General features: G+C 73.3%; 14 protein-coding genes and 1 pseudogene. 4 read left to right on the top strand and 11 right to left on the bottom strand.

Annotated elements, in window-relative coordinates; translation table 11 throughout:
* Positions 1-48 precede the first annotated feature (48 nt).
* Positions 49-1,647, top strand: coding sequence for an amidohydrolase (locus tag AB0N03_RS46205; RefSeq protein WP_364386775.1), 1,599 nt, complete (start codon positions 49-51; stop codon positions 1,645-1,647).
* Here the strand turns inward: AB0N03_RS46205 and AB0N03_RS46210 are convergent.
* The 3 genes from AB0N03_RS46210 to AB0N03_RS46220 all read right to left on the bottom strand — a co-directional run bounded on the left by AB0N03_RS46210 (position 1,616) and on the right by AB0N03_RS46220 (position 3,849).
* The gene (locus tag AB0N03_RS46210) at positions 1,616-1,909 is read right to left on the bottom strand and encodes a DUF1883 domain-containing protein (protein ID WP_364386777.1); all 294 of its coding nucleotides are present in this window, start codon (positions 1,907-1,909) and stop codon (positions 1,616-1,618) included. The two genes, AB0N03_RS46205 and AB0N03_RS46210, sit on opposite strands and share 32 nt — an antisense overlap.
* A 106-nt stretch (positions 1,910-2,015) precedes the next feature.
* Positions 2,016-3,188 (bottom strand): hypothetical protein, encoded by a 1,173-nt coding sequence (locus tag AB0N03_RS46215; protein ID WP_364386779.1) that lies wholly within the window; start codon positions 3,186-3,188, stop codon positions 2,016-2,018.
* A gap of 172 nt (positions 3,189-3,360) precedes the next feature.
* Entirely contained in the window at positions 3,361-3,849 is a 489-nt protein-coding gene (locus AB0N03_RS46220) for a MarR family transcriptional regulator (protein ID WP_364386781.1), read from the bottom strand.
* A gap of 28 nt (positions 3,850-3,877) precedes the next feature.
* Between AB0N03_RS46220 and AB0N03_RS46225 the strand changes: the two genes are divergently transcribed.
* Positions 3,878-5,323 (top strand): phenylacetate--CoA ligase family protein, encoded by a 1,446-nt coding sequence (locus tag AB0N03_RS46225; protein WP_364386783.1) that lies wholly within the window; start codon positions 3,878-3,880, stop codon positions 5,321-5,323.
* Here AB0N03_RS46225 and AB0N03_RS46230 read toward each other — a convergent pair.
* Both AB0N03_RS46230 and AB0N03_RS46235 read right to left on the bottom strand, forming a co-directional pair.
* On the bottom strand, positions 5,320-7,890 hold the full coding sequence (locus AB0N03_RS46230; protein ID WP_364386785.1) for a hypothetical protein: 2,571 nt from the start codon (positions 7,888-7,890) through the stop codon (positions 5,320-5,322). The two genes, AB0N03_RS46225 and AB0N03_RS46230, sit on opposite strands and share 4 nt — an antisense overlap.
* 154 nt (positions 7,891-8,044) lie before the next feature.
* The gene (locus tag AB0N03_RS46235) at positions 8,045-8,353 is read right to left on the bottom strand and encodes a DUF4326 domain-containing protein (RefSeq protein WP_364386787.1); all 309 of its coding nucleotides are present in this window, start codon (positions 8,351-8,353) and stop codon (positions 8,045-8,047) included.
* Between the two features lie 316 nt (positions 8,354-8,669).
* Here AB0N03_RS46235 and AB0N03_RS46240 point away from each other — a divergent pair, with 316 nt between their 5' ends.
* Entirely contained in the window at positions 8,670-9,062 is a 393-nt protein-coding gene (locus AB0N03_RS46240; protein WP_364386789.1) for an STAS domain-containing protein, read from the top strand.
* 4 nt (positions 9,063-9,066) lie between these two features.
* On the opposite strand, the gene AB0N03_RS46245 is transcribed toward AB0N03_RS46240, so the two are convergent.
* The 6 genes from AB0N03_RS46245 to cutA form a co-directional block, all read right to left on the bottom strand.
* Positions 9,067-9,444, bottom strand: a complete 378-nt coding sequence (locus AB0N03_RS46245; RefSeq protein ID WP_364386791.1) for a response regulator transcription factor — start codon at positions 9,442-9,444, stop codon at positions 9,067-9,069.
* Positions 9,441-11,198: a PAS domain S-box protein gene (locus AB0N03_RS46250; protein WP_364386793.1), complete on the bottom strand. Its 1,758-nt coding sequence runs from the start codon at positions 11,196-11,198 to the stop codon at positions 9,441-9,443. Before AB0N03_RS46250 ends, AB0N03_RS46245 begins: the two co-directional genes overlap by 4 nt.
* Before the next feature lie 505 nt (positions 11,199-11,703).
* Entirely contained in the window at positions 11,704-12,351 is a 648-nt protein-coding gene (locus AB0N03_RS46255) for a response regulator transcription factor (RefSeq protein ID WP_364386795.1), read from the bottom strand.
* 70 nt (positions 12,352-12,421) lie between these two features.
* Complete coding sequence (locus AB0N03_RS46260; RefSeq protein WP_364386797.1) at positions 12,422-12,886, bottom strand: DUF6292 family protein; 465 nt, start codon at positions 12,884-12,886, stop codon at positions 12,422-12,424.
* 64 nt (positions 12,887-12,950) lie between these two features.
* Entirely contained in the window at positions 12,951-13,640 is a 690-nt protein-coding gene (locus tag AB0N03_RS46265) for an RraA family protein (protein WP_364386799.1), read from the bottom strand.
* A 9-nt stretch (positions 13,641-13,649) separates the two neighbouring features.
* The gene (gene cutA / locus AB0N03_RS46270) at positions 13,650-13,979 is read right to left on the bottom strand and encodes a divalent-cation tolerance protein CutA (protein WP_364386801.1); all 330 of its coding nucleotides are present in this window, start codon (positions 13,977-13,979) and stop codon (positions 13,650-13,652) included.
* Between the two features lie 94 nt (positions 13,980-14,073).
* On the opposite strand from cutA, the pseudogene AB0N03_RS46275 reads away from it, so the two are divergent.
* Positions 14,074-14,521, top strand: a pseudogene (locus AB0N03_RS46275) (hypothetical protein); the annotation flags it as partial.

Consider the following 14,521-nt stretch of genomic DNA (forward strand, 5'->3'; position numbering starts at 1 on the left):
CCGGCCGGGTACCCCACCCGCGCCCGGGAATGCGGGAAGATCGGGGACATGCACGCCGACCTCGTCTTCACCCGCGGCCCCGTGCTCATCCCCGGCGGCCGGGCCGGGTTCGCGGCCGTCCGCGGCGATCGGATCGTCGCCGTCGGCGACGATCCCGGACCGCTGATCGGCCCCCGCACCGACGTCATCGACCTCCGCGGCCGCCTGCTGCTGCCCGGTTTCCAGGACGCGCACGTCCACGCCGTCGGCGGCGGCATCGAGCTCGGCCGCTGCGACCTCACCGGCGCGACCACCATCGTGAGCTGCCTCGACGCCGTCGCCGCGTACGCCAGGGCGAACCCGCGCCTCGAGTGGCTCACCGGCAGCGGCTGGTCCCTCGACACCTTCGCGGGCGGCCTCCCCGACCGCCGGCTGCTCGACGCCGTCGTCGCGGAAAGACCGGTCGTTCTGGTCAACCGCGACCACCACGGCGCCTGGCTGAACAGCGCCGCGCTCGCCCGCGCCGGGATCACCGCGAGCACCCCCGACCCGCCCGACGGCCGCATCGAGCGCGACGACGATGGCCCCACCGGCGTCCTGCAGGAGGGCGCGATGGACCTCGTCACCCGGCTGCTGCCACCGGTCACCGAGGTGGACGAGCTCACCGGCCTGCTGCGGGCGCAACGGCTGCTGCACTCACTCGGCGTCACCGCCTGGCAGGACCCGCTGCTCGGCGAGTACGGCGGCATGCCCGACCCGTCGCGCGCGTACGCCACGGCGTCGGAACGCGGCCTGCTGACCGCCCGCGTCACGGGCGCGCTCTGGTGGGACCGCGCCCGCGGCGCCGAGCAGCTCCCGGACCTGCTGGAGCGCCGGGAGTCGTTGCGCGACAGCGGTTTCCGCGCCGGCACCGTCAAGATCATGCTGGACGGCGTCGCCGAGAACCACACCGCGTCCCTGCTCGGGCCGTATCTGCGGACCGGCCACAGTGGACTGAGCTTCGTCGACCCGGTGGCGCTGCGCGAGCACGTCACGCTGCTCGACGCACACGGCTTCCAGGTGCACTTCCACGCGCTCGGCGATCGTGCGGTGCGGGACGCGCTCGACGCCGTCGAGGCCGCGCGCGCCGCCAACGGCGCGACGGATCACCGGCACCACCTCGCGCACCTGCAGGTGGTGCACCCCGACGACGTCCCGCGGTTCCGGAAGCTCGGCGCGACCGCGACGATCCAGCCGTTGTGGGCCGTGCACGAACCGCAAATGGACGAGCTGACCATCCCCTTCCTCGGTGCCGAGCGGGCGTCGTGGCAGTACCCGTTCGGCGCCCTGCTGCGATCCGGCGCCACCCTGGCCGCCGGGAGCGACTGGCCGGTGAGCAGCCCCGACCCGCTGCAGGGCATCCACGTGGCGGTGAACCGGATCCCGTACGGCGAGGACGTGCCCGCGTTCTTGCCCGGGCAGCGGATCGACCTGGCCGCGGCGATCGCCGCGTACACGGCGGGCTCGGCCTACGTCAACCACCTCGACGACACGGGCGCGATCCGGCCCGGCCACCGCGCCGACCTGGTGGTGCTCGATCGCGACCCCTTCGCGGGCCCCGACCGGGAGATCGGGGCCGCGAAGGTCGCGATGACGTTCACCGGGGGCCGGTGCGTCCACGAGCCATGACGGCCGGCTCGGGTTCGACGCTCACCCGCGGGCGCAGCGGCAGGTTCTCCAGCCCCTCGACGTCGAGCACCAGGAACCAGTGCGCGTTGGCCGGGATGTGGATCTTGAACATCGGTGCGGTGGCCACCCCGCCGTGCATCCGGTAGTACTGCCGGCGCTGGTAAGCCTGGAAGTTGACCTCCGTCAGCAACCTGACGTTGGCCATCGCCTCCAGGCGGATGGTGACCACCGCGTCTCTTCGCACCTTTCCGAGATCGAACACGTTCGCTTCCATTTCGCCCCATTCCACACGTGGTTGTCGTGAGTTCGATGTCGCGGGCAGCGCGGATCGCGCCGCGGAACGCGACGGGAGGAAGTGCGGGGCGAGGTCAGCCGGGGCCGGTGCCGGGCTCGCAGGCCCGCCAGAGCGGGTGGAAGTCCTCGTGCGGCGGCACGGACGACCGGGTGGGGCGGGGTCCGTGGCCGGGGGTGAGGAAGGCCGCCGGGATCGTGGGGGCGGTCCCGCAGGTGGCGTCGACCGGGGCCGGCGAACGCGGCTCCGGGGTGCGGTTCGGGCTGTGCCGAGGATTGCGGACCGGCTGCGACACGGTGGTGTGGTGGTGGCCGGACCGCGGCTTCGCAGCGACGGGTTCGACGCTCGGACCAGGCCGGTCGTACGTCCGGGCTTGAGCGGGTGTCCGCACGGTGCCGTGGACTGCGCCGGGGGTGCTTTCCTGGTGCGGCGGCGCGATTTCCGCTTGGCGGCCGGGCCGGACCGGCCGGACCGGCGGTTCGCCGGCGGGATCCGCCGCGGGCGGGTCGACGGCCTCGGCCACCGGCGCGACGATCGGCTGGACCACGGGCTCGACGACCGGCGTGAGAACGTCGCCGACGGGCTGGGTCACCGGCGACAGGACATCGGCGACGGGCTCGACCAGCCCGCCGACGGAATCGACCACGGGCAGGACGACGGCCCGCGTCGCGGCGAGAACCGGATCGAGCACGGGAGCGGCGGTCCGGACGACCTGCGTGAGCGGCTCGACCACCGGCGCGGCGGCGCGTACGACCTGCGATGCAGGCTCGGCTACCGGCGCGATGGCACGCACGGCGGGCTCAGTGATCGGCACGGCAGTACCCACGATCCGCGAGACCGGCTCGACCACGGGGACTGCGGAGCGCACCGCCTGTGAGACCGGCTCGACCACCGGCGCAGCAGCACGCACGACCTGCGACACCGGCTCGACCACCGGCGCCGCGGAACGCACAACCTGCGAGACCGGCGCAACCGCCCGTACCGACTGCGACACCGCCCCGGCCACCGGAGCCACCACACCGGCTACCCCTGAGCGATCCCCGTTCGGCGCCTGAATCGCCCCACCCGACGGCTGTCCCTCGAGTACCCCCGTCACCACCTCGCCGACCGGGGCCGGCGGCCGCGGGGCCGCCTGGGCGTGGCCCGACAGCCACCACGACACCAGCCAGAAACCGGCCAGTGCCCCGGCCAAGACCAGCAAGCGCCGGGCGGCGATGTGCGCGCCCCCCTCGTCGCGGGCCCTGGTCACGGTCGGCGAACCTCCAGAATGCGAGAAACAGGTTTGTGGCCTACCCTCCAACGCGCCTCTCCACACGCGCGCTACGCGCCGCCTGCCGCTACCACTCGACCGGCCTAGTGCTTTGGCCTCGGCACGCCTGAATAAAGCCGCCACTTGGGGGACGCCCCTCCCCCAGCCGCAGTCAGGCTTCCTGAGAACGCCGGTGCGAAGAAAGTGCACCCAGCGCGAGCACGCCGTGCTGGAGTCCCTCGCGGAACGTCGCGCGCTGGCCCGGGCTCAGGTCGGCGAGCAGTGCCTCCTCGACCTTCGACACGGCGGGCGCGCAGTCGGCCAGCAGCCGGTGCCCGGTCTCCGTCAGGCCGGCCAGCAGGACGCGCCGGTTGTCCGGCTTGGGGGTCCGCGCGATCAGGCCGCGCTTCTCCAGCGCCAGCACCATCTCGTGCATCGTCTGCGGACGCAGGAACGACCGCCGGGCCAGCTGCGCCGACGACAGCGCGCCGCTGGCCTCCAGCACCGTCAGCGCCGTGTACTGCAGCGTCGTGAGCCCGAGCGGGCGCAGCGCGTCGTCGAGCAGTGCCCTGATCACCAGCTCCAGCCGTTTGACCAGGTAGAGAGTCAACGGCGGGCTAGCGGGCTGCTGCTCCGCGGAGGTGCTCACGCCGCTCATCATGGCACGCACCCGCGACTATGCTCCGATCATGGACCTCGGTCGGCAGACCCGCGTGCGACAGGCGTTCGACAGCTTCTTCGGTCCGCCCGAGCCACCGGATGCCGACCACGTCCTCGACCTCTTCCGCCGCACCGCCGAGACCGTGCCCGCCTACCGGAAGTTCCTGCGGGACCACGGCATCGCGCCCGACGACATCACGACCATGGCCGGCTTCCGGCAGCTGCCGCTGCTCGACAAGGCGGGCTACCACCGGAAGTACCCGCTGCCCGAGCTGTGCCGCGGCGGCAGGTTCGACGAGCTCGACATGATCGCCGTCTCGTCCGGTTCCAGCGGCCGGCCGACGATCTGGCCGCGCGCGCTCGAAGACGAGCTGCACGTCGCCCGCCGGTTCGAAACGGTCATGGTGGACGCGTTCGAGGCCGATCGGCGCAGCACCCTCGCCGTCGTCTGCTTCCCGCTCGGCACCTGGGTGGGCGGCTTGTTCACCACGGCGTGCGTGCGCCACCTCGCGGCCAAGGGCTGCCCGATCACCGTCGTCGCGCCGGGCAACAACAAGGCGGAGATCCTGCGCGTGCTCCCCGAGCTCGCGCCGCACTTCGACCAGGTGGTGCTGCTGGGCTACCCGCCGTTCGTCAAGGACGTCGTCGACACCGGCCTCGCCGAAGGCGTCGACTGGCCCGCGTACGCGATCAAGCTCGTGCTGGCGGGGGAAGTCTTCAGCGAGCAGTGGCGCGAACTCGTGGCGCGGCGCGCCGGCGTCGCCGACCCGATCCGGGACATCGCGTCGCTCTACGGCACGGCCGACGCGGGCGTGCTCGGCACCGAAACCCCGCTGTCGGCGGGCATCCGCCGGTTCTTCGCCGACCACCCGGACCTGGCCCGCGAGGTGTTCGGCGACGCGCGCCTCCCGACGCTCGTGCAGTACGACCCGGCGAGCCGCTTCTTCGAGGAGCACGAGGGCACACTCGTCTTCACGGGCGACGGCGGGATCCCGTTGATCCGCTACCACGTCGCCGACGACGGCGGACTCGTGGCGCACGCGGAGCTGCTGGACTTCTGCGCCCGCCACGGCTTCACGCCGCCGCCCGGGCCGGAGCTGCCGTTCGTGTACGTGTTCGGCCGGTCGCTGTTCACGGTGTCGTTCTTCGGCGCGAACGTCTACCCGGAGAACGTCACCGTCGGCCTGGAGCAGCCCGGCATCAGCGACACGGTGACGGGCAAGTTCGTCATCGAGTCGGTCGAAGACGCCGACCGCGACCGCCGGCTGCGGATCACGGTCGAGACGGCGCCGGGGGCGGCCGCCGACGCCGGGCGGATCGCGGACGCCGTGCGCGACCAGCTGGTGCGGCTCAACAGCGAGTTCGCGCACTACGTCCCGGCCGAGCGGCAGCTGCCCGACGTCGTCCTGCGCCCGCCCGGCGACCCGGAGTACTTCCCGGTCGGCGTGAAGCACCGCTACACGCGGCCGTCCTAGGTCCGCGCGAACTTGCGGAACCGCTCGCGCCGTTCGCCGGCCGACGAGCCGTCGGCGATGTCGTCGTCGAACCACGAACACAGCGCCGCCCACAGCTCGGCGCGGGCTCCGAAGTCGTCTTCCGCCACCAGGGCGTGCTCGAGCTCGGCGATGTCGGCGGCCAGCTGGTCGAGGCGCTGGTCGCATTGGCGGACGTACTCGCGGACCACGATGTTCGCGTCCAGGCCCGTCTTCACGTGCCGGCCGGCGGCGCCGCGCAGCTGGGCGTGCAGCCGTTCCTCGCGGTACAGCGGGAATCCCGCGATCGACCCCGGGTAGCCCGAGTCGGACGCCCACGCGCGGAACGCGCAGATCGCCTGGTAGCGCGTGTACCAGTCCTGTTTGCCGGCCGCGAGCTCGGTCAGCTTGCGCCAGGCGTCGCGGTCGGCCGCGCGCCAGCGGTCGCGCGTCCGGGCGTCCGGGGCCGGTCCGGGGTCGAGGACGCGGGCACGCCAGAAGTGCGCGCGGCAGGCGGCGATCTCCCCGACGAGCTGCCGGACGTAGCTGACCTGTTCCCAGACGTGGGCGCGCTGCGGCCGCCGCGGCGCGGCGCGGTCCGGGGAGAACGTGACCATCTCGAAGACCCGGAACAGCTCGTGCCCGCGCAGGGCGGCGAGGTCGGGGTCCTCCTCCATCACCCACGACCGGCGTTCCGGCAGCCGCCCGCTGTGGCTGATCGTCGCCGCGTGGTAGAGCTCGCGGACCGCGCGGCGGGCGACTGCGTCCAGTGCTTCGCCTTCGAGACGCGGATTGCGGGCGCGGTCGCGGAGGTCGCGCTCGCCGCGCGGGCCCACTTCGCACATCGCGATGGCGTACACGCTCGCCGCGTTGTAGCACTCTTCCCACGTTTTGCGCGCGCCCGCGGCTTCGACGGTTTCGTCGATCGCCCGCGGCTGCGGCGGCCAGCGGCGATCCGGGCAGACGTCGGCGAGCCGCACGCGACTGCCCGGGTACGCGACGGCGGGCGCGGGGACCGCGCCGGTCACCGGCTCGACGTCGGCCATCGCGCGCCGCACCACCGCCCAGACCAGCGACAGGTCGAGCGCGCGGTTCGTCAGCTGCTGCCAGCTGCCGCGCCAGCGCCGCCAGAACCGGCGGTAGTCCGCGACGAGCCGTTCGATCTCGTACTGCGACAGGGCGCAGAAGTACGAGCGCATCTCGGCGGCCCGCTGGTTGTACTCGGCCAGCTGCGCCGGCGTCGCGTCGTGGACGACGAGCTCCTCGACGGGAACCCGCATGATGCGGCGGTGCAGCTCGAGCCGCTTCTCCGGCGGGATCGCGGACGGCCGCACGCGCACGTCCAGTTCGACGTAACGGCGGAAACGCAGCTCCAGCGCCTCTCGCAGCTCGGCGCGGCGCAGGGCCCGCGCGTCGCCGGGCGCACCCGCCGTCGTGCGCCGCACCCACCACGAGCCGGCCACGGAGTCGCCGTGCCCGAGGACGAGCGCGTGCCGGTACCGGGCGATCAGCAGCGCGACGGCCCGCCCGCGGCCCGCGTGGCGGGGCTGGCGCGCGAAGTCCGGGCCGATCCACCACCGCGCCAGCTTCGGGTGCCCCCGGCTGCAGACGGTGATCACGTCGTCGTAGGTGGCGAGCGCGTCGAGGTGCAGGTCGAGCTGTTCCTGCAGGGCGGCGATCTCGAGTCTGATGTAGACGTTCGACGGGTCGAGGCTCACCGCGCGGTAGTACTCGGCGAGCGCTTCGTCGTAACGGCGGTAGGTGATGAAGTGGTTGGCGCGCTGGTAGGCGTCGAACAGCTCGTACGGGATCTTCGCGCCCCGCCAGGCGGCCCAGTGGATGTTGGTGCGGACGTAGGCGCTGCGCGGGATGACGAGCGCGGCGACCGCGTTCGCCGCGCGGTGCAGCACGCGCGGCCAGTTCTCGTCCTCGATCACCAACGGGCCGGCGGCGAACCGCGGGACGCGAACCAGCTCCAGGATCAGCTGGTAGCGGCCGGTGGTGTTGCCGGGCCGGACCGTGCCGGTGACGGTGAACGCGGCGGGCGGCTGGACGAGCCGGACCAGCTTGGTGGCGGCCTTCCACCAGCCTTCCGCGGAGTCGCCGGCGTGCTCGACGATCTGGATGAAGTCGTACGAGCTCCCCGCCCCCGGGACCGGGGTCGGGGTGTAGAGCCGGGAGTCGTTGAGGATCCGCTTGAACGCGGCGGTCAGCTCGACGGCGGAGTCGATCTCGCGGTCGTGGCTGCCTTCGGGGCGCTCGTCGGCGAAGAGGCGGATGTCGATCTGGTTGGCGCGGAAGGCGGCGGCCTCCAGCCGGGCCCGGCCGACGAAGTACAGCGTGAGCACCGCGGAGATGACCACGACGGAGGTCTGCAGCACGGTCCAGGTGATGACGCTCGCGACCTTCGGGTCGCGGACGAAGGTCCAGCCCTGGAAGAACGGCAGGTACGGCACGACGGCGAAGCCGGCCGCGACGAGCCCGGCCGCCACCGCCGCGAGCCACCACCTGATCCGGTGAGCCGCCGGAAGTTCAGCCTGATCGAAGCCGCCGTGACGTCGCGCGGGCACCGTCGATCACCCCCTCGTGTCGCCAGGTTACTGATCCAGCCAAAAGCAGGCCGACCCCCACGCGGCACGTAACCGTTGCCACGAAGCCATTCGGCCGTGGCTGTGGTCGGATCGGTAACCATCTGCACAGTACTCGCGGAGGGGGTGCGATTCGTTACGGCCCGTGATCCGCGAGCTCGGCGATCACCTGGGCGTGGCACAGTTCGGGGACGCACCAGCACCCGAGCCGCTTCCCGCGCAGCTCAGGCAGCATGGCGAGCAGGTCCGGCCGGGAAAGCAGGTGCGCGCGGTATTTCGTGACGACCTCCTCCCGGGTGCCGTCCGGGCCGGGCCGGAACGGGCTGGCGAGCTTAGACCCGGCGAGGTGCCAGCCGCCCCGGTGCATCGGCCGCCCGACGTAGACGACGTCGGCGTAGGCCGGGTCGTCGCGGTGGCCCTTGAGGTTGACGACGGTGGTGGGCATGCGGGCTCCTTCCTCGCGCCCAGCCTGGCGCCCCCGGGCCGGAGCCGCCAGGGGGATGACACGGCAGCTCGACCACCGGCCGGTCTCGCGGGAGAGCGGCCCGACCCGGCCGAAGCCGATCACCGGGCCGCTCCCTTCACCCCGGCCAAGGACGCGCGGTGGTCGGCATAGTGCATATGCACTATGCTGAAGGTTCACGGTTGAGCCGTCAGCCGCTGCCGGACGTTCCGCGCCGGGCCGGCGGGCTGCCTTGACGGGTGCCGCTCCGGCCCACGTCCGGTCCGCCCCCGCTGCCTGACGAAAGGGTGTGCCCGCGATGGTTCCTGAACCTCGCTCGGCCGACCACGAGCTCACCACCACCACCGGCTGGCTGACCGCCGGTCGCATGTCCCTGCGCGTCTCGCGCCCGACCCCGCGCACCGTCGCCGTCGGGGTGTCCGGCGAGGTCGACCTGAGCACCGCGCGCGAACTCGACGAAGTCCTGCGCGACCGCGTCCGCGGGCCGGTCGGGGAGGTCGTCATCGACCTCTCCGGCGTCACGTTCTTCTCCGTCGCCGGCCTGAACTCACTGCTGCGCGCCCAGCTCCTCGCCGACTCCGCCGGAGCGCGCCTGACGGTGGACCCCGGCCGCTCGCGTGCCGTGAAGCGGCTGTTCACGTTGCTGCCGATGGACTTCTACGGCGTGGTCAGCCCCCGGCCGATCGGCTGACCACTCACGACGACGATCGCCCCAGCCGCCGGACGGCCTCGACGATCGTCACGTTCGGTACGCCTTTCACCAGGTACTCGGTGACGCCGGCCGCGGCGAGACCGGCCATCGAGGCCCGGTCGGCGTAGGCGGAAAAGGCCAGGATGGCGGTGTCCGGGCTGCACCGGGCGATCTCGCGCGCCGCCCGGGCCCCGCCGCCGCCCGGCATCCGGACGTCGAGGACCGCGACCGCCGGCCGGTGGTGCTCGGCGAGCCGGATCGTCTCGTCGACGTCGCCCGCGACCGCGACGACGGCGATGTCGGGCTCCTCGTCGAGGACCTCCTTGAGGACGGCGCGGATCAGCTCGTCGTCGTCGGAGATCAGCACCCGCACCTCGGTCACGGTTCCAGTCCCGCCGCGTCGGGCAGCATCGGCAGCCAGAACTCGACGGCCGTGCCACGGCCGGGCGCGCTGGTCACCGACAGCCAGCCGTGCGCCGCTTCGGCCCGTTCGTGCATCTCGACCAGGCCGAAGTGGCCCGCGCCGGCCTCGTCCGACGCCGTGCCGGCACCGTCGTCGGTGATCCGCACGAACGTTCCGTTGTCCACTGTGGACAGATGGAGGTCGACCCGGGTGGCGCGGGCGTGCTTGTGGACGTTGCTGAGCGCCTCCTGGCAGATCCGGTACACGGTGATCGCGGCGGCGGGCGACGGCTCGGCGGTGAGCTCGTCCCGCAGCGTGTGCGCCAGCCCCCAGCGGCCCGCGACCTCGTCGACGTAGGTGGAGACGGCATCCACCAGGCCGTGCCGGTCGAGCTCCGGCGGACGCAGCCGGGACACCAGGCCCCGCAGCCGGGCGACGGCGGCCCGCACCGCCTCGTCGAGCCCCGTGACGGCGCCGGCGTGCGGCTCCGGCAGCCGGGAGGCGAGCAGCTGCAGGCGCATGCCGACGGCCACCATGGACTGGATGGACTCGTCGTGGACGTCCCAGGCGATCCGGCGCCGTTCGACCTCCTGCGCGTCGACGAGGTGGCCGACGAGCCGGCGGCGTTCGCGCAAGGCCTGCTCGGCGTTGCGGCGTTCGGTCATGTCGCGGGTGACCTTCCCGAAGCCCTGGAGCCGGCGCTGCCGGTCGAACAACGCCGTGATCACCACGTTCGCCCAGAACCGGGTGCCGTCCTTGCGGACGCGCCAGCCTTCGTCCTCGAGCCGCCCCTCCTCGACGGCGATCTCCAGTTCCCGCGCCGGCTTGCCCGCCGCGATGTCTTCCGGCGGGTAGAACATCGAGAAGTGCTGACCGATGGCCTCCTCGGCGGACCAGCCCTTGATGCGTTCCGCACCGGCGTTCCAGCTCGAAATGTGCCCACCCTGGTCCAGCATGAAGATCCCGTAGTCCTGCACACTCTGCACCAGGAGCCGGAACCGCTCTTCGCTCTCGCGCAACGCCTCGACGGCGTTGCGGCGATCGGTCATGTCGCGGGTGACCTTCCCGAAGCCCTGCAACCGGCGCTGCCCGTCGAACAACGCCGTGATCACCACGTTCGCCCAGAACCGCGTGCCGTCCTTGCGGATCCGCCACCCCTCGTCCTCCAGGCGGCCCTCCTCGGCCGCGATCTCCAGTTCCCGCGCGGGCTTACCGGCGGCCAAGTCCTCCGGCGGGTAGAACACCGAAAAGTGCCGGCCGATGATCTCGTCCGCCGACCAGCCCTTGATCCGCTCGGCCCCCGCGTTCCAGCTCGTGATGTGCCCACCCTGGTCCAGCATGAAGATCCCGTAGTCCTGCACGCTCTGCACGAGCAACCGGAGCCGCGCCTCGCTGTCCCGCGGGGCCTCGCCGTCGACGTCGCGGTCCGTCAGGTCGCGAATGACCGCCTCGAACCCTCGCACCCGGTGCCGCTCGTCGAACAAGGCCGTGATCACGACGTTCGCGAAGAAGCGCGACCCGTCCTTGCGGACCCGCCAGCCCTCTTCCTCCAGCCGTCCCCGCCCGGCCGTGCTCTCCAGCTTCCCCGGCACATCGTCGCCCGGCGGGGAAAGCACCGAGAAGTGCTGCCCGGCCAGCGCCCCCGCCGGCCAGCCGGTGACGCGCTCGGCCTCGGCGGTGCAGCTCGCCACGCGGCCCTCCGGGTCCAGCATCACGATCGCGCGGTCGTCCATGCGGCAACTCTGCCGGATGGCCGCCCGCCCGGCACGCCGCGTCAGCCGGCGAGCTCGGCCGACGGGGCGGACAGCGCACACCAGACCACCTTTCCCGGGCCGCGGCGCGTAGTCCCCCACGCCAGGGACAGGCGCTCGACGAGGGCCAGGCCCCAGCCGCCGTCGGCGGCCGCCGCACGGGCGGCGCCGGGTCGTCGTCGAAGACCTCGATGCGGACGTGCCCGGCCCCGACGCTCAACCGGAGGACCGGGCGGCCGGCGCCGTGCCGCAGGGCGTTGGTCGCGAGCTCGGTGACGAGCAGCAGCGCGTCGTCGATGACGGTGTCGCAGGCCCAGGCCGTCAGGGTGAGCCGCGCGAACCGGCGCACGACCGCCAGGCCGCCTGCCGGATCGGTCAGGCCGCACTCCGCGGTCAGCGGCGCCTGGATGTCCACGACGTCAAGCGTGCCGGGAGCGCCCCCGCGGCACGAGATGCAAACCGGGACCGCTCGGCTGATGCAGGTGCATCAGGCGAGCAGGCCTTCCCGGCGGGCCACGGCGACCGCTTCGAGCTTCGACCGCGCGCCGAGCTTCTCCAGCACCCGCTGCACGTGGTTGCGCGTGGTGTTGCGGGAGACGCCGAGGCGCTCCCCGATCTCCTCGGTGGTGGCGCCCTCCGCGAGCAGGTCGAGGGTCTCGCGCTCCCGCGCGGTCAGTTCCGCGCCACGGGCGGGCACCCGGCCGGAGAGCCGGTCGAAGATCTCGGGCAGCAGCTCCGGGTCGAAGACGACGCCGCCCGACGCGACGTCGCGCACCGCGGACTCCAGCACGCCGAGCTGTGACGACTTCAGCAGGAGCCCGGCCCCGCCCGCCTTCGCGACCTGTACGGCGACCGACGGCGTCGCGTCCCCCGTCAGCACCAGCACGCGCGCGCCGCCGGAGCCGAGCTCCGCGATGACGCCGAGAGCGTCGCCGTCGGCGAGACGCCGGTCCAGCACCACGACGTCCGGTTCGTGTTCGCGCGCGTCGGCGACGGCTTCCGCGCGGGACCGGGCGCGGCCCACCACGGTGATCCCGTCGGCGCGATCGAGCGCCAGCTGCAGCGCCTCCGCCACCATGTCGTGGTCCTCCACGAGGAGGACACGGACGGGACGGGGCTCATCGGCGCTGCTCACGGGGTTCCCTCGCTGGACGGATCGGGCCGCCCCATCCTAAGCGCGTCCGCACCGGGGGTGCGGACGTCTGTCACCACGCCGGCGAGCTCTGCCGCAGCAGTCCCTCGGGCCCGGTGACCGGCAGCCAGTCGAGGAGGTCTTCGTGGCGGCCGCCCGTCCGGAACACCGGCGGCCGGAACGATCCCGGCGGCGGCCCGGCGACCCGCAGCACGTCCAGGAACCGCGCGACCGCGCGCGGCGACGGCAGGACTTCGGCCCCGCCGAGGTAGGCGAGCGTCTTCGGCTCGCCGCCGCCCGCGGGCTCGACCACCGCCGACCAGCCGTGCACCTCGTCCCAGATCAGCGCGAGGTCGTGCCCCGGCAGGTCCGGGAGCTCGCGGTCGAGAGCGACGTAGCCGGAGGTGGGCACGTCGAGGTCGATCGAACACGACTCGAACCCGACGCCGACGGCGCGGGCGACCCGGGCGAGGTAGGCCCGCAGACCGCGGACGAAGTGGTATTCGATGTCCTTGCCGAAGTCGATGAGGGTGTTCATGGTCTCGCCTCCCACGCCGCCGCAGGACCGGAATACCCCCTTCGGGCGAAGATCACACTTTCGGTCACTCCTCGATCGCGCCGCCGACGGCCCGCAGGTGCGCGCGGAAGGTCAGCGCCGGGTCCGCTTCGCGCGCGGCGAGGAACTCGGAGAAGCGGACCTGCTCGCGCAACGGCTCGCCGGCCCGGATCCGCTCGGCCTGGCGGCGTTCGGTGTCGCGGATGCCCTCGGCGAGCGTGAACAGCTCATCGGCGCGATCCCGCGGGAGGAAGACGACACCGTCGTCGTCGCCGGCGACGAGGTCCGCCGGCCCGATCCGCCAGGTGCCGACGATCGCACCGCCGTCGACGCGCGGACCGAGGCTCAGCGGGCCGGTGGGGATCGAGCCGAGGCTGAACACCGGCAGCCCGATCGCGCGGATGTCGGCGGTGTCGCGGTGCAGGCCCCAGATCACGACCCCGGCGAGCCCGGCCGCGCGCGCTTCGAGGACGACGAGGTCGCCGACGCAGCTTTCGTCGAGGCGGCCGCCGTTGTCGACCACCAGGACCCCGCCGGCGGTGGCCTGTTCGAAGGCCTCGAGAAAGACGTCGACGCTGCCGACGTGCCGGGCCGGGACCGCCGGTCCGAGCAGGCGGGTACCGGGCACCACCGCGCGCGTCGCCGCCGGGGCGCAGCGCACCGGGAGGCCGGCGCGGAGGCACGCGTCGGCGAGGTGGGCGGTGGTGAGCGTTTCGAAGCGGGTGCTGAGATCCATGCCTCGAAGCTAACCACCGTTCCGGCTTTCGGTGGTCACCCAGGCGAGGTAGTCCGCGCTGCCGCCTTCGATCGGGGTCGCGATCACCTCGGGCAGGTCGTAGCCGTGCAGCTGCCTGAGGCGCTCGGTCAGCGCGGGCACCCTGGCGGCGGTCGTCTTGATCTCGACGCGCCATTCCCGGTCGGTCCGCACCTCGCCTTCCCAGCGGTAGACGCTGGTCACCGGCCCGACGACCTGCGCGCAGGCCCCGAGCCGCTCTTCGATCGCCTTCGCGGCCAGGTCGCGGGCCGCGGTCTCGGAGTCGGTCGTGGACGTCACGATCACGTGCTCTGCCGCCATGCGGTGAGGTTACCGGCGGTGCGGGCGGCGCGGCGATGAGCGGGAAAGCCGGCCACGGCGGAACCCTGCGCCGCCGGGAACTCGCCCCTACGTCGTGGACTTCGTGGTCGTGGTCGTCGGCGTGGTGGTCGTCGGCGGCGTGGTCGTGCGGGTCGGCGTCGTCGTCCTCGGCGGGGTCTTGCGCCGGGTCGCCGGGGCGCTCGTGTGCGGGGCCGCGACCGTCGCGTGCGTTGTCTCCGGGGTCTCCGGGGGCGGCAACGTCACCAGCGTCGGCGTCTCGGACGCCGGACTCGTCGCCGGCGGAGTGCCGCCCGACGGGCTCCCGCCCGAACTCGCCACCGCCACCGCCACCCCGCCGATCGCCACCACCGCCACCGCGCACAGCCCCACGACGACCCCGCGGCGCGAGGCCCGCCGTCCCGGGCTCGCCTCGGTCTTGGCGCGACCCAGCGACGGCGGCGGCGCGCCCGCGCCGAACCCGGGCGTCGCCAGCTCCTTCGTCTCCTCGCGCGGCGCCGGCACGCGCGGGACCGGGGCCGGCG

It is taken from the genome of Amycolatopsis sp. NPDC051061 (assembly GCF_040682935.1).
Taxonomy (GTDB): Bacteria; Actinomycetota; Actinomycetes; order Mycobacteriales; family Pseudonocardiaceae; genus Amycolatopsis.

Coding starts and splice junctions, on each gene's coding strand:
- AB0N03_RS46235 (WP_364386787.1), bottom strand. CDS start 8,353: ATGCCCACCACCGTCGTCAACCTCAAGGGCCACCGCGACGACCCGGCC.
- AB0N03_RS46220 (WP_364386781.1), bottom strand. CDS start 3,849: ATGATGAGCGGCGTGAGCACCTCCGCGGAGCAGCAGCCCGCTAGCCCG.
- AB0N03_RS46265 (WP_364386799.1), bottom strand. CDS start 13,640: ATGGATCTCAGCACCCGCTTCGAAACGCTCACCACCGCCCACCTCGCC.
- AB0N03_RS46205 (WP_364386775.1), top strand. CDS start 49: ATGCACGCCGACCTCGTCTTCACCCGCGGCCCCGTGCTCATCCCCGGC.
- cutA (WP_364386801.1), bottom strand. CDS start 13,979: ATGGCGGCAGAGCACGTGATCGTGACGTCCACGACCGACTCCGAGACC.
- AB0N03_RS46225 (WP_364386783.1), top strand. CDS start 3,878: ATGGACCTCGGTCGGCAGACCCGCGTGCGACAGGCGTTCGACAGCTTC.
- AB0N03_RS46240 (WP_364386789.1), top strand. CDS start 8,670: ATGGTTCCTGAACCTCGCTCGGCCGACCACGAGCTCACCACCACCACC.
- AB0N03_RS46250 (WP_364386793.1), bottom strand. CDS start 11,198: ATGGACGACCGCGCGATCGTGATGCTGGACCCGGAGGGCCGCGTGGCG.
- AB0N03_RS46260 (WP_364386797.1), bottom strand. CDS start 12,886: ATGAACACCCTCATCGACTTCGGCAAGGACATCGAATACCACTTCGTC.